17 protein-coding genes are annotated in these 17795 nt (G+C 61.9%); 9 read left to right on the top strand and 8 right to left on the bottom strand.

Annotation, left to right across the window (positions count from 1 at the left end; all coding sequences use genetic code 11):
* Nucleotides 1-115 precede the first annotated feature (115 nt).
* The 4 genes from CO670_RS04175 (at nt 116) to CO670_RS04160 (ending at nt 2715) form a co-directional block, all read left to right on the top strand.
* Nucleotides 116-304 carry a hypothetical protein gene (locus tag CO670_RS04175; protein ID WP_097589098.1) on the top strand — a complete coding sequence of 63 codons (189 nt, stop codon included), beginning with the start codon at nt 116-118 and terminating at the stop codon, nt 302-304.
* 119 nt (nt 305-423) lie between these two features.
* Nucleotides 424-927 (top strand): helix-turn-helix domain-containing protein, encoded by a 504-nt coding sequence (locus CO670_RS04170; RefSeq protein ID WP_097589097.1) that lies wholly within the window; start codon nt 424-426, stop codon nt 925-927.
* 13 nt (nt 928-940) lie between these two features.
* The gene (gene fabF, locus CO670_RS04165; protein ID WP_097589096.1) at nt 941-2206 is read left to right on the top strand and encodes a beta-ketoacyl-ACP synthase II; all 1266 of its coding nucleotides are present in this window, start codon (nt 941-943) and stop codon (nt 2204-2206) included.
* Nucleotides 2207-2286: 80 nt separating this feature from the next.
* Nucleotides 2287-2715: a DUF4864 domain-containing protein gene (locus tag CO670_RS04160; protein WP_088685040.1), complete on the top strand. Its 429-nt coding sequence runs from the start codon at nt 2287-2289 to the stop codon at nt 2713-2715.
* 17 nt (nt 2716-2732) lie between these two features.
* On the opposite strand, the gene tgt is transcribed toward CO670_RS04160, so the two are convergent.
* The 5 genes from tgt to coaD form a co-directional block, all read right to left on the bottom strand.
* Nucleotides 2733-3863: a tRNA guanosine(34) transglycosylase Tgt gene (gene tgt / locus CO670_RS04155; RefSeq protein WP_097589095.1), complete on the bottom strand. Its 1131-nt coding sequence runs from the start codon at nt 3861-3863 to the stop codon at nt 2733-2735.
* The gene (gene queA, locus CO670_RS04150) at nt 3860-4945 is read right to left on the bottom strand and encodes a tRNA preQ1(34) S-adenosylmethionine ribosyltransferase-isomerase QueA (protein WP_097589094.1); all 1086 of its coding nucleotides are present in this window, start codon (nt 4943-4945) and stop codon (nt 3860-3862) included. The genes tgt and queA overlap by 4 nt, the downstream gene beginning before the upstream one ends.
* A gap of 72 nt (nt 4946-5017) precedes the next feature.
* Nucleotides 5018-5527, bottom strand: coding sequence for a peptidylprolyl isomerase (locus tag CO670_RS04145; protein ID WP_097589093.1), 510 nt, complete (start codon nt 5525-5527; stop codon nt 5018-5020).
* Nucleotides 5528-5555: 28 nt separating this feature from the next.
* Nucleotides 5556-6128 (bottom strand): peptidylprolyl isomerase, encoded by a 573-nt coding sequence (locus CO670_RS04140; protein ID WP_088685044.1) that lies wholly within the window; start codon nt 6126-6128, stop codon nt 5556-5558.
* Between the two features lie 26 nt (nt 6129-6154).
* A complete protein-coding gene (coaD, locus tag CO670_RS04135) occupies nt 6155-6649 on the bottom strand; it encodes a pantetheine-phosphate adenylyltransferase (RefSeq protein WP_097589092.1) in 495 nt (164 codons plus the stop codon).
* Nucleotides 6650-6754: 105 nt separating this feature from the next.
* On the opposite strand from coaD, the gene CO670_RS04130 reads away from it, so the two are divergent.
* Nucleotides 6755-7084 carry a hypothetical protein gene (locus tag CO670_RS04130; RefSeq protein WP_097589091.1) on the top strand — a complete coding sequence of 110 codons (330 nt, stop codon included), beginning with the start codon at nt 6755-6757 and terminating at the stop codon, nt 7082-7084.
* Between the two features lie 93 nt (nt 7085-7177).
* A complete protein-coding gene (locus CO670_RS32860) occupies nt 7178-7333 on the top strand; it encodes a hypothetical protein (protein WP_164736368.1) in 156 nt (51 codons plus the stop codon).
* Between the two features lie 309 nt (nt 7334-7642).
* Here CO670_RS32860 and CO670_RS04125 read toward each other — a convergent pair whose 3' ends face one another.
* Together CO670_RS04125 and gyrA are read right to left on the bottom strand one after the other, a co-directional pair.
* A complete protein-coding gene (locus CO670_RS04125) occupies nt 7643-9652 on the bottom strand; it encodes an ABC transporter ATP-binding protein/permease (RefSeq protein WP_097589090.1) in 2010 nt (669 codons plus the stop codon).
* Nucleotides 9653-9799: 147 nt separating this feature from the next.
* Nucleotides 9800-12604: a DNA gyrase subunit A gene (gene gyrA / locus CO670_RS04120; RefSeq protein ID WP_097589089.1), complete on the bottom strand. Its 2805-nt coding sequence runs from the start codon at nt 12602-12604 to the stop codon at nt 9800-9802.
* A gap of 226 nt (nt 12605-12830) precedes the next feature.
* On the opposite strand from gyrA, the gene CO670_RS04115 reads away from it, so the two are divergent.
* Entirely contained in the window at nt 12831-13478 is a 648-nt protein-coding gene (locus CO670_RS04115; RefSeq protein WP_088674026.1) for a MarC family protein, read from the top strand.
* Between the two features lie 115 nt (nt 13479-13593).
* Here CO670_RS04115 and CO670_RS04110 read toward each other — a convergent pair whose 3' ends face one another.
* Nucleotides 13594-14112 (bottom strand): single-stranded DNA-binding protein, encoded by a 519-nt coding sequence (locus CO670_RS04110; RefSeq protein ID WP_097589088.1) that lies wholly within the window; start codon nt 14110-14112, stop codon nt 13594-13596.
* Nucleotides 14113-14396: 284 nt separating this feature from the next.
* Here CO670_RS04110 and uvrA point away from each other — a divergent pair, with 284 nt between their 5' ends.
* Nucleotides 14397-17318, top strand: coding sequence for an excinuclease ABC subunit UvrA (gene uvrA / locus CO670_RS04105; protein WP_097589087.1), 2922 nt, complete (start codon nt 14397-14399; stop codon nt 17316-17318).
* Nucleotides 17315-17776 (top strand): GNAT family N-acetyltransferase, encoded by a 462-nt coding sequence (locus tag CO670_RS04100; RefSeq protein WP_097589086.1) that lies wholly within the window; start codon nt 17315-17317, stop codon nt 17774-17776. Before uvrA ends, CO670_RS04100 begins: the two co-directional genes overlap by 4 nt.
* Nucleotides 17777-17795 lie beyond the last annotated feature (19 nt).

The raw sequence follows: 17795 nt of genomic DNA, 5'->3' as shown, positions 1-17795 counted from the left end.
CCGAGCGAAATGCGCGCTCCGCGTCACTTATGGTTAATTTATTAATAATTCAGGATTTATAAATGGAACCAACCGACCTGTCCGAATGTTGACGGTGCGCCTCGGAGGAAGCCCGATGATCCTGAAAATCCTTGCCCCGAAGATCGACACAGATTGCCATGACACCGGCACCTATGCCGATGGGATCTTTGCCGAAAACCGGATCGATCTTTCCAGCCGCCATCACGTCCGCCGACGCTCGCCCCATGAGCGCGATTATGGCGACGACCGGAAACTGGAAAATCTCCCGCTCGGCTTCGCCTGAGCGCTCAGCGGGCGGCGCTTCCGCACTTCATCCGCGAACATCCTGCTCGCCCGGCTTTTCGAGGACGACGCCAGATAGTAACTTGCATGATGATAGTCACTGATGTAGTGACTATCATCATGCAACGGACGAGCTTCAGTGACTTCAAATGCCCGGCGGCGCGCGCGCTCGACAGCGTCGGCGATTGGTGGAGCATCCTGATCCTGCGCGATGCCTTCCAGGGCCTGTCGCGTTTCGACGAATTCCAGAAGAGCCTCGGCGTGGCGCCGAACATTCTCACCCGGCGGCTCAAGCATCTGACGGATGAAGGGCTGTTCGAACGGCGTCTCTACCATCAGCGCCCTGCCCGCTACGAATATGTGCTGACGGAAAAGGGCCGCGATTTCTTCCCTGTCCTCATGGCGCTGTTTTCCTGGGGAAGCCGTCACATTCCGGAAGAGGATCTCGCCTTCCTGCTCGGCGACGCCTCCGGCAGAGAGCGTCGGACGATGCTGGTCGACGCGCAAACCGGAGAAGAAGTAACACCCGAAAACACCAGCCTGCTTGCAGGTCCAGCCGCCGATGATGAGGCGCGCGAGCGGATCGCCCGCATGCGCGCCTGGTATCTCGGCATCGACGCATAGAAAGGAAAGTGGAATGGATCGGATCGTTGTCACCGGCATGGGACTTATCTCGCCACTCGGCACGGGCGTCGAGCCCGCCTGGAAACGTCTCCTCGACGGCGCTTCGGGTCTGAGAGTGCTGGCAGACGATGTCGTCGGCGAGCTTTCGGCCAAGGTCGGCGGTGTCGTCCCTGGTATCGCGGAGGATGCGCAGGCCGGCTTCGACCCGGACCGGTATGTGCCGCCCAAGGACCAGAAGAAGATGGACCGCTTTATCCAGTTCGCCATGGCGGCGACGGAGGAAGCGGTGAAGCAGGCCGGCTGGACGCCGGCCGACCAAGGCGAACGCGAGCGCACGGCAACGATCATAGCCTCCGGCGTCGGCGGCTTTCCTGCCATCGCCGAGGCGGTGCGGATCGGTGAAACCCGTGGCGTGCGGCGGCTGTCACCCTTCACCGTGCCCTCCTTCCTCGTCAACCTCGCCGCCGGCCAGGTCAGCATCCGCTACGGCTTCAAGGGGCCGCTCGGCGCGCCGGTAACGGCCTGTGCGGCAAGCGTCCAGGCGATCGGCGATGCGGCGCGGCTGATCCGCTCCGGCGAAGCCGATGTGGCGATCTGCGGTGGCGCCGAAGCCTGCATCGACAAGGTAAGCCTCGGCGGCTTTGCGGCGGCGCGTGCCCTTTCCACCGGCTTTAACGAGACGCCGGAGCTTGCTTCGCGGCCCTTCGACACGGCGCGCGACGGTTTCGTCATGGGCGAAGGCGCCGGCATCCTCGTCATCGAAACGCTGGAGCATGCGCTTGCCCGCGGCGCCAAGCCGCTCGCAGAACTCGTCGGTTACGGCACGGCGGCTGATGCCTATCACATGACGTCAGGCCCCGAGGACGGCGACGGCGCGCGGCGCGCGATGGAAGCCGCACTCCGGCAGGCGAAGATTCCGGCTTCCGAGGTCAAGCATCTCAATGCGCATGCGACCTCGACACCGGTCGGTGACAAAGGTGAAATCGCGGCGATCGGCACGGTCTTCGGCCGCAATGGCGGCATCGCCGTCAGCGCGACGAAATCGGCGACTGGCCATCTGCTCGGCGCTGCCGGCGGGCTGGAGGCAATCTTCACCATTCTCGCGCTGCGCGACCAGGTCGCACCGCCGACCCGCAATCTGGATGAAGCTGATCCTGACGCCCACGGCATCGATATCGTCGGCAAGACGGCGCGGCCGCTGGCGATGGACTATGCCATCACCAACGGTTTCGGCTTTGGCGGCGTCAATGCCAGCGCCCTCTTCCGGCGTTGGTCGTAAAGTCCGCTTTTCTTGCGCTGAAATTGGCCTACACTTCCACTCCATCGGGGCTCACTCCCCGATGGAGCCGGAGATCAACCATGCGCGCTTTCTTCGCAGTTCTCATTCTGTGTGCCGCGTCCGCCCTTTCTCCTCTCTCGGCTCGCGCCGAAGACCCGATCGACACGACGCGGACGATGATCGAGGAGCAGATCAAAGCCTTCCTTCAGGACGACGCCGAGACCGCCTATTCCTTCGCCGCCCCCGGCATCAAGGCGATGTACCCCGACAAAAACCTGTTCTTCGCGATGGTGAAAAAGAGCTACGAGCCCGTCTACCATCCCGGCAACTACGCCTTCGGGCGCAGCCGCTCGATCGACAACGGCGCGCTGATCTATCATGAGGTGCTGATCTCCGGCCGCGACGGCAAGGATTGGACGGCGATCTACCAGATCACCCGGCAGCCAGACGGCAGCTACCGGATCAACGGTGTGCAGATCATGCCGGATGCCGACAGCAAGGGCATCTAGGCAGCGCCCACTCGGGATTACACGGGTTCCAGATCGCCCCTCGCCCACTCCTCCTGCGTCTCCGCCATGAAATCGGCGAAGCGGCCCTCGGCGATCGCCTTGCGGATGCCCTGCATCAGTTCCTGGTAATAGGCGAGATTGTTCCAGGAGAGCAGCATGCCGCCGAGCGCCTCGTTGGAGCGGACGAGATGGTGCAGATAGGCGCGTGAATAATCGCGCGACGCTGGGCAGTTCGACTGTTCATCGAGCGGGCGCATGTCCTCGGCATGGCGGGCATTGCGGATATTGACCTTGCCGCGGCGGGTGAAGGCCAGGCCATGGCGGCCGGAACGGGTGGGCATGACGCAGTCGAACATGTCGATGCCACGGGCGACCGATTTCAGGATATCGTCTGGCGTGCCGACGCCCATGAGGTAACGCGGCTTTTCCAAGGGCAGGACGGGAAGTGTCTCTTTCAGCATGTTCAGCATCACATCCTGCGGCTCGCCAACCGCAAGACCGCCGACGGCATAGCCCTTCAGATCGAGCTTGGTGAGCTCCTCAGCCGACCGGATGCGCAGCGCCGGGATATCGCCGCCCTGGACGATGCCGAACATCGCTTTGCCGGGCTGCTCGCCGAAGGCGACCCGGCAGCGCTCAGCCCAGCGCAACGACATTTCCATGGCGCGCTCGATCTCCTTCGGCTCGGCCGGCAGCGCCACACATTCGTCGAGCTGCATCTGGATATCGGAACCGAGCAGCCCCTGGATTTCTATAGAGCGCTCCGGCGACATATGATGCAGGCTGCCGTCGACATGCGACTTGAAGGTAACGCCCTGCTCATCGAGCTTGCGCAGACCAGACAGCGACATGACCTGGAAACCGCCCGAGTCCGTCAGGATCGGGTGCTCCCAGCGGATCAGCTTGTGCAGGCCGCCGAGACGGGCGACACGCTCGGCCGTCGGGCGCAGCATCAGGTGATAGGTGTTGCCGAGGATGATGTCGGCGCCGGTCTCGCGTACCTGGTCGAGATACATGGCCTTAACAGTGCCGACGGTGCCAACCGGCATGAAGGCCGGCGTGCGGATATTGCCGCGCGGCATGGAGATTTCGCCGAGGCGCGCGCCGGCGTCAGTCTTCTTGAGGGTGAACTGGAAGCTCTCGGTCATTGGTCTTTCCGGAAAAGAAGGCTGGCGTCGCCGTAGGAATAGAAGCGGTAGCCTGTCGAAATGGCATGTTCGTAGGCCGCGTGCATGGTCTCGAAACCTGAAAAGGCCGAGACCAGCATGAACAGCGTCGAACGCGGCAGATGGAAATTGGTCATCAGGATATCGACCGCCTTGAAGCGGTAGCCCGGCGTGATGAAGATGCCGGTCGCGCCCGCCCAGGGCTTGATCCTTCCCGTCTCTTCCGCAGCGCTCTCGATCAGTCGCAGCGAGGTCGTGCCGACGCAGATGATGCGCCCGCCCCTCTCCCGCACGGCATTCAGCCTCGCAGCGACCTCAGCGCTGACATAGCCGCTTTCGAGGTGCATCTTGTGATCGGCGGTATCATCGGCCTTCACAGGCAGGAACGTGCCGGCGCCGACGTGGAGCGTGACGAAATGGCGCTCGATGCCGGCCTTGTCGAGCACCTCGAACAAATCAGGCGTGAAATGCAGGCCGGCGGTTGGAGCGGCGACAGCGCCCTCCTCGCGGGCATAGATGGTCTGGTAGTCGGCACGGTCGCGCTCATCCTCCGGCCGCTTGGCGGCGATGTAAGGCGGCAGCGGAATGTGGCCGACGGCGGCGATCGCCTCGTCCAGAGCCGGGCCGGAAAGATCAAAGGCGAGCGTGACTTCGCCGGCCTCACCCTTTTCCTCGACGGTGGCGTCAAGCGAGCCGAGAAAGCAGCTTTCGCCGGAATGACCGAAGGAGATGCGATCACCTTCCTTGATGCGTTTTCCGGGCTTGGCGAAGGCTTTCCAGCGGCTCGCGCCGATGCGCATGTGCAGCGTCGCGGAAACCTGCTGGCCGCCGGCGCCCTCGCGGTAGCGGATGCCTTCGAGCTGGGCCGGAATGACCTTGGTGTCGTTGAATACGAGCGCATCGCCGGCCCGCAGGAACGACGGCAGATCGCCGACGCGATGATCCGAAAGGCTCTCCGCCGCATTGGGATCGACGACCAGAAGGCGTGCGCTGTCACGCGGCTCGGCGGGCCGCAGCGCGATGCGTTCATCGGGCAGGTCGAAATCGAAAAGGTCTACGCGCATAGTGGCACTTTCAGGCAAAGCGAAACCCGCCCCGCGCTCTCGCGCAAGGGCGGGTTTCAGCAGAAATCACAATCAGACGTCGGCGGCAACCCGCAGCGAGACGATCGAGTCCGGATCGGAAACCGGCTCGCCGCGCTTGATCTTGTCGACGTTGTCCATGCCTTCGATGACCTGGCCCCAGACGGAATACTGCTTGTTCAGCCAGGGAGCATCGGTGAAGCAGATGAAGAACTGAGAGTTGGCCGAGTTCGGGTTCTGCGAACGCGCCATCGAGCAGGTGCCGCGCACATGCGGGGTGGCGGAGAATTCGGCCTTCAGGTCCGGCCTGGAAGAGCCGCCCATACCGGCACGGCCGGGATTGAAGGTTTCCGAGCCCTTCTTGCCGAATTCGACATCCCCCGTCTGGGCCATGAAATCCTGGATGACCCGGTGGAAGACGACGCCGTCATAGGCCTTCTCGCGGGCGAGTTCCTTGATGCGGGCGACATGCTCCGGGGCGACCTGCGGCAGAAGCTGAATGACAACCTTGCCCTTGGTGGTTTCCAGAATGATGGTGTTTTCGGGATCCTTGATCTCGGCCATTGTCTTCTCCTCTTGTTTCTCTCGTGATTTACTTCTTGCCCAGGGTGACCTTGATCATCCGGTCGGGATTCTTGACTTCGCCGTTCTGGCCTTCGCCGCGCTTGATCTTGTCGACATTCTCCATGCCGGAAACGACCTTGCCGACCACGGTATACTGGCCGTTGAGGAAGGAACCGTCGGCGAACATGATGAAGAACTGCGAATTGGCGGAATTCGGATCCTGCGAGCGGGCCATACCGACCGTGCCGCGCACGAACGGCGTCTTGGAGAATTCAGCCGGAATGTCGGGCAGATCGGAAGAGCCGGTGCCGGCGAGGCTGGCATCGAAGCCCTTTTCCATATTGCCGTATTTGACGTCGCCGGTCTGGGCCATGAAGCCTTCGATGACACGGTGGAAGGCGACGTTGTCATATTCGCCCTTCTTTGCCAGCGCCTCGATCTGGGCGACATGCTTCGGCGCCACATCAGGCATGAGCTGGATGACGACCGGGCCGTTCTTCAGCTGGATGGTGAGGTAGTGGTCGGCCGATTGGGCGAAGGCATCCCCCGCGAAGGAGGCGAGATACAGCACGCCGGCAAATGCGAGATAAAAGAGTTTCATATGAGCTCCGTTGCGGCGATTTCCGCCTAGTTTTGGCGCTTGGATGTGAGGGCTTGCAAGACGGCGGCCGGCACGAAGGCACTGACATCGCCGCCCATGGCGGCGATCTGGCGGACCAATGTGGCGGTAATGGGCCGCGACGCCGTTCCGGCGGGCAAAAAGATGGTCTGTATATCCGGCGCCATCGTCCTGTTCATGCCGGCCATCTGCATTTCATAATCGAGGTCGGTGCCGTCGCGAAGGCCGCGGATCAGAAGCGAGGCGCCGTGGGCGCGGGCGGCATCGACGACCAGATTGTCGAAGGCGACGACTAATATGTCCCCGGTCTTGCCTGGCAGCGCCTCGGCCAGCGAATGGCGGATCAGCTCGGCTCTCTCCTCGAAGGAGAAGAGCGGCGCCTTGCCGGGATGAATGCCGATCGCAACGATGACCTTCTCGGCGACATTCAGCGCCTGAACCAGAACATCCACATGTCCGTTGGTGATCGGGTCGAAGGACCCCGGATAAAAAGCTGTCGTCATCTGACCTAGCCGTTGGTTTGACGCCTTTTGTCATGGATGCCGCCTTGCCGCAAGTCATTTGGCCGCAAGTGATTTCGCCGGCCGCTCCCGGCGGCTGAACGATGGATGAATGTGCCGTTCAAGGCAGTTTCAGACGCAACCTGCTTAACTCGGATCATCAAGTCGGCCGATGCCATTCCGGCATCCGGCGCTCCCGGAAAGACCAGGTTCATGCTGATCGTGCTCATTGCACTTGCCGTTGTTTTCTCCCTCGCCGCCGAGATGGCTTACAGCTATTTCGCCGAGCGCTACGAGATGAACTGGGTGCGGCCTGAGCTTGCCGAACACGCTGCGATCATGCGCGCCACACAGGGCCGGCTGCGCCAGAAACCGCGCTTCGAATCTGAACGCCAGATGAACGAGACATTCAAAGTCGCTTCAGATCGAGCTTGGTAAATCCCCCCTCAACATCCGGCGGAACCAATTTTAGACGGATGCGTTCATTCAACCGATACATAGATGCGACAAGCGCGCCAGGAAGGACCGAAGATGCCCGGCAAGATTACGATGATTAACGTGCTCTGGATGGCAATGATCACGGGCATGCTCACCGCAACCGTCGCGCTCTATGATCAGAAGGTCGATACGTCCAAGGTTTATGGCCCCTATGCTTCGGCCCGTACGGCCGTGGTGGGCCAGTACTGAGGGGCGAGAACGCAACTCCCCAGGAAAGGAATGCCTATGTTCACGATCTTGACAGTGTTCACAGCCCTCATCAGCGTCATGTTCATAGTGTCCGTGGCCTCGACGATCTCCGCGCTCAGGCGCGAAGGTGAAGAAGTAAAGGCGCTGAACGAGAAACATAGCGCATTCTGACCAACCTCTCTTCCCCACCTCGCGCGGCACCCTTCCGCCGCCGGGGCCATTCAAAGCCGGATGCACCCAGCATCCGGCTTTTTTCTGAGTTGCGTCGGCAGGCTTGCCAGTTTCTCTTCCGCCGAGGCCAGGCGGATTTCAGTTTTTATTCTGCGGCAATGTGGCTTTCCCAGAGGTCAGGCTGCCCTTCGGCTGGGGCCGCCGATCCTCCAGAAGGCGCATAAGCACGTTGCGTTTTCTCTGACGCGGCACAAGATCGATATCGCTGACCAGCTTTGCGCCGCCTTCGCGCCGCTCCAAGGTGATCTTGCGGCTATGAAAGGCCTCGAGTTCGGCACGGTGCGCCACGCTGATGATGGTGACCTTCGGCAATTCCCGGATCACCATTTCCATCATCTTGTCCTGGCTCTTCTCGTCGAGAGCAGAGGTTGCTTCATCGAGCACGATGATATCGGGATTGTGCAGGAGGAGACGCGCGAAGGCGAGCCGCTGCTTTTCGCCGCCCGACAAGGTCTGATCCCACGGCGCTTCTTCCTCGATTTTCTCGTTCAGGTAATCGAGCCCCACCTTGCTGAGGGCGGCCTTGATCTCATCAGGCGACCAACCGTCGGCCGCGCGAGGATAGGCGACGGCGCGGCGAAGCGTGCCGGAGGGAATGTAGGGCCGCTGCGGCAGCATGAACAACCGTCTGTCCGTGCGGAAACCGACGCTGCCATGGCCCCACGGCCAAAGACCTGAAATGGCGCGCACCAGTGTGCTCTTGCCCGAGCCGGATTCGCCGGCGACAAGCACCCGTTCGCCCGGCTCGATCTCGACCCGGGTTTCTTTGACCACGGCGGTGCCATCGTCCAGCGACACGGAGAGGTCATTCAGGCTCAGCATCGCATCGCTTGCCGTCTCGCCATGCTTGATCCGCCCCAGAGCATCGCTCTGTTCAGCACGCTCCAGCCCATCGAGCGACATCATCAGCGAAGCGACGCGCCGCGCGCAGGCGTTCCAATCGGCAAGGCGGGGATAGTTGTCGACCAGCCATCCGAAGGCAGACTGAACGATGGCGAAGGCGGAGGCAGCCTGCATGACTTCCCCCAGCGACATGCTGCCCTCGAGGAATTTCGGAGCGCACAGCAGGACCGGCACGACCGGTGCAATCAGCATCGACCCATGCGACACGAACGTCGTGCGCATATACTGGTGCGCAAGCAGCGCCCATTGCCGCAGCACATTGCCGAAGGTCTTGTGGAGATCGTTGCGCTCTTCCTCTTCGCCGCCGAGAAGCGCGATGCTCTCACCATTCTCACGCACATGCGTCAGCGTGTAGCGGAACTCGGCTTCCAGCTGGTTCTTGACCTCGGACACCTGGACGAAATGCCGGCCGATGATCGCGATGGTGGTCGACGTAATGACGGCGTAAAGCACGGCGGTGACGACGAGAAAGCCGGGAATGGTAACGGCGACCCCGCCGATCGGGAGAGTCAGCGCTCCGCCGATCGTCCACAGCACCACGATAAAGGTCGAGGCCGACAGGAATGCGGAGGTAACGCCGGCGAGGAAATCGACCGGGGCCTCGGTGGCGATCCTGAGATCCTCCGAGATACGCGCCTCAGGGTTCTTATGATCGCCGCCGATGAGGTTCAACTGATAATAGCGGCCATTTGCGAGCCAGCGCGCGATGAGCGCCGTCGCGAGCCAGGACCGCCAGCGGCGCTGGATCATCATGCGAAGGTAGACTTGCGAGGTGACAAGGGCGACGCTTCCGAGCACGAGCGGCGGAAAAACGGCGCTCAGATAATAGACGGTGCCGGCATCGTGCCGCTCTATGGCATCGAAAATCCCGCGGTTCCAGCGATTGATGCCGTACTGGAAACCGACATTCATGACGATTAGGAGCAGCAGTCCGATGCAGCACGGCCAGGCGAAGCCATCACCGCGGCGACTCCAGTAACCGCGTGCGCTGATCCAGAAGCGCTTCAGCAAATATTTCTTCCGCGCCTTCTCGGCGTCCTCGGGCGTCAGCTTTGGATCATCTTCGATGACATCTGGCGGCGGCGCGACTTCGACAGTCGATGCCTTTTCTTGGTGCGGCGGCTTTTCGGCACCGTGCGGCCTGGTGCCGTCGACCGATTTCGGGTCCAATCTAGCGTCGGTCATAAGCGCAATAACGGCTTAAAAATCAGAAGGTTTCATGCCCGTACCGAAGATGGCATTGGAAGTCTGCCCAAGAAGCAAAAATGCCATGGCTGGCAGGGTCCCAGGCCATCAAAAGAAAAGGGCGGCTCGAAGCCGCCCCTTTCTTAATCATTCCTCGGCAGGTCCTGCCGGATCGCCATCGGCAGCCGGCGCGTCGTCGGCAGCGCCGCCTTCGGCGGCCTCGACCGCCTCCTCGGTCTCGTCCTCTTCCGGCTCGCTGATACGCTCGACGGAGACGACCTTTTCGTCCTTGGCCGTCGAGAAGATGGTGACGCCCTTGGTGGCGCGGCTGGCGATGCGGATGCCGCCGACCGGTACGCGGATCAACTGGCCGCCGTCCGAAACCAGCATGATCTGGTCGCCGTCATCGACCGGGAAGGCAGCGACGAGTTCGCCGATCTCACCCGTCTTCGACGTATCGGTGGCGCGGATGCCCTTGCCGCCGCGGCCAGAGATGCGGAAGTCGTAGGAAGACGAACGCTTGCCGAAGCCCTTTTCGGAGACGGTGAGCACGAACTGCTCGCGCGCCTTCAGCTCTTCGTAGCGTTCGTCGGAGAGCTGTCCCTCCTCGGTGACTTCCTCGCCGACCAGAGCGATGTCCTCTTCATCCACGCCCGTCGCGCGACGTTCGGCGGCGGAGCGCTTCAGATAGGCGGCGCGCTCCCACGGCTCGGCATCGACATGGCCAACGATCGTCATCGAGATGATGCGATCGCCCTCGCCGAGATTGATGCCGCGAACGCCGATCGAATTGCGGCCGGCGAAGACGCGAACGTCGTCAACGGAGAAGCGGATGCACTGGCCGAGCGCGGTCGTCAGCAGAACGTCGTCATGTTCCGTACAGGTCTCGACGGAGAGGATTTCGTCGCCCTCTTCTTCGAGCTTCATGGCGATCTTGCCGTTGCGGTTCACCTGAACGAAGTCCGACAGCTTGTTGCGGCGAACCGTGCCGCGCGTCGTCGAGAACATGACGTCGAGATTGTCCCAGCTTTCCTCGTCCTCGGGCAAGGGCAGGATGGTGGTGATGCGTTCGCCGGGGGCGAGCGGCAGCATGTTGATCAGCGCCTTGCCGCGCGAGGTCGGCGTGCCGATCGGCAGGCGCCAGACCTTCTCCTTGTAGACGATGCCGCGCGAGGAGAAGAACAGAACCGGCGTATGGGTATTAACTACGAATAGCCGGCTAACGAAATCCTCGTCGCGTGTCGTCATGCCGGAGCGGCCCTTGCCGCCGCGACGCTGGGCGCGATAGGTGGTCAGCGGCACGCGCTTGATATAGCCGAGATGCGAGACGGTGACGACCATGTCTTCGCGGGCGATGAGATCCTCATCGTCCATTTCGAGACCGCCATCGACGATCTCGGTGCGACGCGGTGTGCCGAACTCGTCGCGCACGGCGGTGAGTTCATCCTTGACGATGGTCTGGATGCGGACACGCGAGGAAAGAATATCGAGATAATCCCGGATTTCCTCACCTATCTTATTGAGTTCATCGCCGATTTCGTCGCGGCCAAGGGCCGTGAGGCGGGCAAGACGCAGCTCGAGGATGGCACGAGCCTGCTCCTCCGACAGGTTATACGTCATGTCCTCGTTGATGCGGTGGCGTGGATCGTCGATCAGACGGATCAGGCTTTCGACATCTTCCGCCGGCCAGCGACGCGTCATCAGTTCTTCGCGGGCCGACTGAGGATCCGGTGCCTGGCGGATGACGCGGATGACTTCATCGATATTGGCGACGGCAATCGCGAGGCCGACCAACACATGGGCGCGCTCGCGGGCCTTGCGCAGCAGGAATTTCGTTCTCCGACTAACGACTTCCTCGCGGAAGGAGACGAAGGCGCGCAGCATGTCGAGCAGCGTCAGCTGCTCCGGCTTGCCGCCGTTCAACGCCACCATGTTGCAGCCGAAAGAGGTCTGCAGCGGCGTATAACGATAGAGCTGGTTGAGGATGACCTCGGCATTGGCGTCGCGCTTCAGCTCGATGACGACGCGATAGCCCTGACGGTCGGATTCGTCGCGCAGGTCGGAGATGCCCTCGATGCGCTTTTCGCGCACCAGTTCAGCCATCTTTTCGATCATCGTCGCCTTGTTCACCTGATAGGGAATTTCGGTGATGATGATCTGCTCGCGGTCGCCGCGCATCGGCTCGATCGCGGCAACGCCGCGCATGATGACCGAGCCGCGGCCGGTCTCGTAAGCCGAGCGGATGCCGGCGCGGCCGAGGATCTTGGCCCCTGTCGGAAAATCCGGGCCGGGAATGATCTGCATCAAGTCCGGCAGCTCGATCGCCGGATCGTTGATCAGCGCGATGCAGCCGTCGATCACTTCGGAGAGATTGTGCGGCGGAATATTGGTCGCCATGCCGACGGCGATGCCGCCGGCGCCGTTGACAAGCAGGTTCGGGAACTTGGCGGGAACCACGACCGGCTCGGAGAGCGTGCCGTCATAGTTGTCGCGGAAGTCGACCGTTTCCTTGTCGAGATCGTCGAGCAGCGAATGCGCGGCCTTCTCCAGCCGGCATTCGGTGTAACGTTCGGCCGCCGGCGGATCGCCATCGACGGAGCCGAAATTGCCTTGACCGTCGATCAGCGGCAGCCGCAGCGACCAGGGCTGCGCCATGCGGGCGAGCGCGTCATAGATCGCGGCATTGCCGTGCGGATGGTATTTACCCATCACGTCGCCGGTGACGCGGGCGCATTTGACGTATTTCTTGTTCCAGTCGATGCCGAGCTCGGACATGCCGTAGAGGATGCGCCGGTGCACGGGCTTCAGGCCGTCGCGCACGTCGGGCAGCGCGCGGCTGACGATGACGCTCATCGCGTAATCGAGATACGACCGCTGCATTTCCTCCATGATGGAGATGGGCTCGATGCCTGGCGGGAGCTTCCCGCCGCCGGGGGGTGTTTGCTCAGTCAAAACAGATCACGATCTCTTCTAGAATCACTTGAAGATTTATAGCGGAAAGCCCGTTCCCGCGCCAATTTCCGAGCGGGTTTTGAACAGGCTTTTGCGGTTTAAAAAGGGTAAGGCAAGCGGTTTTCACGCTTGGAGCGGACAATCCACCGAGGGCTATTTGCCAAATCGGAATCCCCGCTTCACAATCATGAAAACCCAGGCATTCATCTGGGGTTCGGGAGAGACGATGGCAAGCGCCGACCAACTGATCAACGCCTTTACGACGCTCATCGTCACCATCGATCCGCCTGGGCTGGCGCCCATCTTCCTGGGGCTGACGATCGGCATGAGCCGAGCCCAGCGCACCCAGGTGGCGCTGCGCGGCTCGACCATCGCCTTCATCATCCTCGCCGTCTTCGCTCTGTTCGGTTCAAGCGTGCTCGGCGTTCTCGGCATCTCGATCGGCGCCTTCCGTATCGCGGGCGGGCTGCTGCTCTTCTGGATCGCCTTCGAAATGGTCTTCGAGAGGCGCCAGGAGCGCAAGGAGAAGGCCTCGGAGGCTGCCGTCACCAAGGATCATATCGAGAATGTCGCCGTCTTCCCGCTCGCCTTGCCGCTGATCGCAGGCCCGGGCGCGATCTCGGCGACGATCCTGCTTGCGGGCACGCTACCGACCACCGTCGAAAAAGCCCAGCTCATCGCGGTCATTGCCGCCAATCTGCTGCTGACCTTTCTCATGCTGCTCATCGCCGAAAGGCTCGACCGTTTCCTCGGCGTCACCGGCCGGGCGATCCTGACGCGGCTTCTCGGTGTCATCCTGGCCGCGCTGGCGGTGCAATTCGTCGTCGACGGTGCGAAATCGGCCTTCAATCTCATCAGCGCGACACCGCGCTGAGCGCAGATCCTTCAGTCTTTTAGGACTTAATCATCCCGATCGAAATCAACAAAAAGAGCATGACGCCGTTCAAGGCATCATGCTCTCAAGTCTTTCACTCGGGAAAGGCCGCCGATCAGAACGGGATGTCGTCGTCGAGATCGCGCGAGAAGTTGCCGCCGCCACCGCCGCGGCTGGACGATGAGGACGAGGACGGCGCGCCGTAGTCATCGCCGTAATCATTGTTGCTGCTGCCGCCGCCACGGCCGCCGCCGAAGCCGGAGCTCGCACCGCCGCCATCACCGCGGCCGTCGAGCATGGTCAGCGTCGAGCTGAAGCCCTGCAGCACCACTTCCGTCGAGTAGCGGTCCTGGCCCTGCTGGTCCTGCCACTTGCGGGTCTGCAGCTGGCCTTCGATATAGAGCTTGGCGCCCTTCTTCACATATTGCTCGACGACCTTGCACAGGCCCTCGTTGAAGACGACGACGGTATGCCATTCGGTCTTTTCGCGGCGTTCGCCGGAATTGCGGTCGCGCCAGGTCTCCGAGGTCGCGATACGAAGATTGGCGATCGGCCGGCCGTCCTGCGTGCGGCGGATTTCGGGGTCTGCACCCACGTTTCCAACCAGAATTACCTTGTTTACGCTACCAGCCATCTTCTCACCCTGCCTGCCGCCCTGCCCGGCGGCGTTTCAATCGATCGGCGCACCTTAAACCATCACGGAGCGCCGATGCGCGTAAATGGTCGTTAATCCACATGTTTCTCCCATCAGAAAGCGACATGCATTCATCAGGAATTTTGTTCTTTATTTGTTCTAGTTTATCCGTATGATCCTGTCAACAGAATCGAAAACCTTGAACCTTCCCGGATATTCAGCCTCGACTCGCCGGTCTGCATCACTAAATAAGGGCTGTTATCCAGAAAACCAAAGCAGAGACGATGAGCGAACTGAAGACGATCTCCATCCGCGGCGCGCGCGAGCACAATCTGAAGAGCATCGATCTCGATCTGCCGCGCAACAAGCTGATCGTCATGACCGGGCTTTCGGGCTCGGGCAAATCGTCGCTTGCCTTCGACACGATCTATGCCGAAGGCCAGCGGCGCTATGTCGAGAGCCTGTCGGCCTATGCCCGGCAGTTCCTCGAAATGATGCAAAAGCCCGATGTCGACCAGATCGACGGGCTGTCGCCGGCGATCTCGATCGAGCAGAAGACCACCTCGCGCAATCCGCGCTCGACGGTCGGCACCGTTACCGAAATTTACGACTATATGCGCCTGCTCTTTGCCCGCGTCGGCGTTCCCTATTCGCCGGCGACCGGCCTGCCGATCGAGAGCCAGACCGTCAGCCAGATGGTCGACCGCATCCTTGATTTCGGTGAAGGCACCCGTCTTTATATCCTCGCGCCGCTCGTGCGCGGGCGCAAGGGCGAATACAAGAAGGAACTGGCGGAGCTGATGAAGAAGGGCTTCCAGCGCGTCAAGGTGGACGGCCAGTTCTACGAGATCGCCGAGGCGCCCGCTCTCGACAAGAAATACAAGCATGACATCGACGTGGTGGTCGACCGCATCGTCGTTCGCTCCGACGTCTCGGCTCGTCTGGCGGATAGTCTTGAAACCTCGCTGAAGCTCGCCGACGGGCTTGCTATCGCCGAATTCGCCGACAAGCCGCTGCCGCCGGAAGAGACCTCGGCCGGCGGCGCGGCCAACAAATCGCTGAACGAAACGCATGAGCGCGTGCTGTTTTCGGAAAAGTTCGCCTGCCCCGTCTCCGGCTTCACCATCCCGGAAATCGAACCCCGGCTGTTCTCTTTCAACAACCCCTTCGGCGCCTGCCCGACCTGCGACGGCCTCGGCGCGCAGCAGAAGATCGATCCCGACCTGATCGTGCCCGAGCCCGAGCGGACGCTGCGCGACGGCGCGATCGCGCCTTGGGCCAAGTCGACCTCGCCCTATTACAACCAGACGCTGGAAGCGCTCGGCAAGCATTACGGCTTCAAGCTCGGCACCCGCTGGAAGGATCTTTCCGACGAGGCGAAGGACGTCATCCTCAACGGCACCGACGACAAGATCGAGTTCCACTACGCAGACGGCGCCCGCTCCTATACGACCCACAAGAATTTCGAAGGCATCATCACCAATCTCGAGCGCCGCTGGAAAGAGACGGATTCTGCCTGGGCGCGTGAGGATATCGAGCGTTTCATGTCGGCAGCCCCCTGCCCCGCCTGCAACGGCTTCCGCCTGAAGCCTGAAGCGCTGGCGGTGAAGATCAACACGCTGCATATCGGCGAAGTGACCGCCATGTCGATCCGCGTTGCGCGCGACTGGTTCGAGGCGCTGCCGGCAAGCTTCAATGCCAAGCAGAACGAGATCGCCGTCCGCATCCTCAAGGAAATCCGCGACCGGCTGCGCTTCCTCAACGATGTCGGCCTGGAATATCTCAGCCTGTCGCGCAATTCCGGCACCTTGTCGGGCGGCGAGAGCCAGCGCATCCGGCTCGCCTCGCAGATCGGATCGGGGCTGACGGGCGTGCTATACGTGCTCGACGAACCTTCGATCGGCCTGCATCAGCGCGACAACGCCCGGCTGCTCGACACGCTGAAGCACCTGCGCGATATCGGCAATACGGTCATTGTCGTCGAACATGACGAGGACGCGATCCTGACGGCCGACGACGTGGTCGATATCGGCCCGGCCGCCGGCATTCATGGCGGCCAGGTCATCGCCCACGGCACGCCGCAGGATATCATGGCCAATCCGAAGTCGCTGACCGGCAAATATCTCTCCGGCGAGCTCGGCGTGCCGGTTCCCGACGAGCGCCGCAAGCCGAAGAAGGGCCGCGAGATCAAGGTGGTCGGCGCGCGCGGCAACAATTTGAAGAACGTCACCGCCTCGATCCCGCTCGGCGTCTTCACGGCGGTGACGGGTGTTTCGGGCGGCGGCAAGTCCACCTTCCTGATCGAGACGCTGTATAAATCGGCGGCGCGCCGCGTCATGGGCGCGCGTGAAATTCCTGCCGATCACGACCGGATCGATGGTTTCGAACATATCGACAAGGTGATCGACATCGACCAGTCGCCGATCGGCCGCACGCCGCGGTCGAATCCGGCGACTTATACGGGCGCCTTCACGCCGATCCGCGATTGGTTTGCCGGGCTGCCGGAAGCCAAGGCGCGCGGCTACCAGCCGGGCCGCTTCTCCTTCAACGTCAAGGGCGGACGATGCGAGGCCTGCCAAGGCGACGGCGTCATCAAGATCGAGATGCACTTCCTGCCCGATGTCTACGTCACCTGCGACGTCTGCCACGGCAAGCGCTACAACAGAGAGACGCTGGACGTCACCTTCAAGCAGAAATCGATCGCCGACGTGCTCGACATGACGGTCGAAGAAGGCGTCGATTTCTTCGCGGCGGTGCCTGCCGTGCGCGACAAGCTGCAATCGCTGAAGGATGTCGGCCTTGGCTATATCAAGGTCGGCCAGCAGGCCAATACGCTTTCCGGCGGCGAGGCGCAGCGCGTCAAGCTCGCCAAGGAACTGTCGAAGCGCTCGACCGGGCGCACGCTCTATATTCTCGACGAACCGACCACCGGCCTGCATTTCCACGACGTCGCCAAGCTGCTCGAAATGCTGCACGAACTGGTCAACCAGGGCAATTCGGTGGTGGTGATCGAGCACAATCTCGAAGTCATCAAGACCGCCGACTGGGTGCTCGACTTCGGTCCCGAAGGCGGCGATGGCGGCGGCGAGATCGTCGCCACAGGCACGCCGGAGGCGATCGTCAAGGAGAAGCGCTCCTATACCGGTCAGTTCCTCAAGGAGTTGCTGGAGCGGCGGCCGGCGAAAAGGGCGGCTGCGGCGGAATGAGGATGAGGCTGGCGTCGCGCGACGATCTCCAAACGATCATGACGCTGACGGCAGCCGCCTATCTGCCCTATACCGAATTTTTCGGCGCTCCACCGGTGCCGGCAACGGAGGATTACGCGCCGCGCATCGAACGGGGCGAGGTCTGGCTGCGCGAGATCGGCGATGAAACGGCCGGCCTCGTGGTCGTCGAGCAGCATCCCGACCACCTCATGCTGTTCAGCATCGCGGTCTCGCCCGCCTTTCAGGCTGCCGGGCACGGGCTTGCGATGCTCAACTGGCTGGAAGGCAAGGCGCGGGAATGGGCCGTGCCGGAGATCCGGCTCTATACGAATGCGCGGATGGAGCGGAACGTCGCGCTTTATCTTGCCTTCGGATTTCAGGAAACGGGTCGCCGGCCAAATCCTTATCGGCCAGGATGGACGCTCGTCGACATGGCGAAAGAGATTGTTGCGGCCTGAGCGGCTGCCAAAGGGGAGG

This window comes from Rhizobium sp. J15, assembly GCF_002531825.1.
Taxonomy (GTDB): Bacteria; Pseudomonadota; Alphaproteobacteria; order Rhizobiales; family Rhizobiaceae; genus Rhizobium.
Note: the sequence above shows the minus strand (reverse complement) of the source record. Positions and strands in the feature narration are given on the sequence as shown.

What these genes read in the sequence shown, in the direction of transcription:
- CO670_RS04175 (WP_097589098.1), top strand. Translation starts at nt 116, where the DNA reads ATGATCCTGAAAATCCTTGCCCCGAAGATCGACACAGATTGCCATGAC.
- CO670_RS04170 (WP_097589097.1), top strand. Translation starts at nt 424, where the DNA reads ATGCAACGGACGAGCTTCAGTGACTTCAAATGCCCGGCGGCGCGCGCG.
- fabF (WP_097589096.1), top strand. Translation starts at nt 941, where the DNA reads ATGGATCGGATCGTTGTCACCGGCATGGGACTTATCTCGCCACTCGGC.
- CO670_RS04160 (WP_088685040.1), top strand. Translation starts at nt 2,287, where the DNA reads ATGCGCGCTTTCTTCGCAGTTCTCATTCTGTGTGCCGCGTCCGCCCTT.
- tgt (WP_097589095.1), bottom strand. Translation starts at nt 3,863, where the DNA reads ATGACCGAGAGCTTCCAGTTCACCCTCAAGAAGACTGACGCCGGCGCG.
- queA (WP_097589094.1), bottom strand. Translation starts at nt 4,945, where the DNA reads ATGCGCGTAGACCTTTTCGATTTCGACCTGCCCGATGAACGCATCGCG.
- CO670_RS04145 (WP_097589093.1), bottom strand. Translation starts at nt 5,527, where the DNA reads ATGGCCGAGATCAAGGATCCCGAAAACACCATCATTCTGGAAACCACC.
- CO670_RS04140 (WP_088685044.1), bottom strand. Translation starts at nt 6,128, where the DNA reads ATGAAACTCTTTTATCTCGCATTTGCCGGCGTGCTGTATCTCGCCTCC.
- coaD (WP_097589092.1), bottom strand. Translation starts at nt 6,649, where the DNA reads ATGACGACAGCTTTTTATCCGGGGTCCTTCGACCCGATCACCAACGGA.
- CO670_RS04130 (WP_097589091.1), top strand. Translation starts at nt 6,755, where the DNA reads ATGAATGTGCCGTTCAAGGCAGTTTCAGACGCAACCTGCTTAACTCGG.
- CO670_RS32860 (WP_164736368.1), top strand. Translation starts at nt 7,178, where the DNA reads ATGCCCGGCAAGATTACGATGATTAACGTGCTCTGGATGGCAATGATC.
- CO670_RS04125 (WP_097589090.1), bottom strand. Translation starts at nt 9,652, where the DNA reads ATGACCGACGCTAGATTGGACCCGAAATCGGTCGACGGCACCAGGCCG.
- CO670_RS04115 (WP_088674026.1), top strand. Translation starts at nt 12,831, where the DNA reads ATGGCAAGCGCCGACCAACTGATCAACGCCTTTACGACGCTCATCGTC.
- CO670_RS04110 (WP_097589088.1), bottom strand. Translation starts at nt 14,112, where the DNA reads ATGGCTGGTAGCGTAAACAAGGTAATTCTGGTTGGAAACGTGGGTGCA.
- uvrA (WP_097589087.1), top strand. Translation starts at nt 14,397, where the DNA reads ATGAGCGAACTGAAGACGATCTCCATCCGCGGCGCGCGCGAGCACAAT.
- CO670_RS04100 (WP_097589086.1), top strand. Translation starts at nt 17,315, where the DNA reads ATGAGGATGAGGCTGGCGTCGCGCGACGATCTCCAAACGATCATGACG.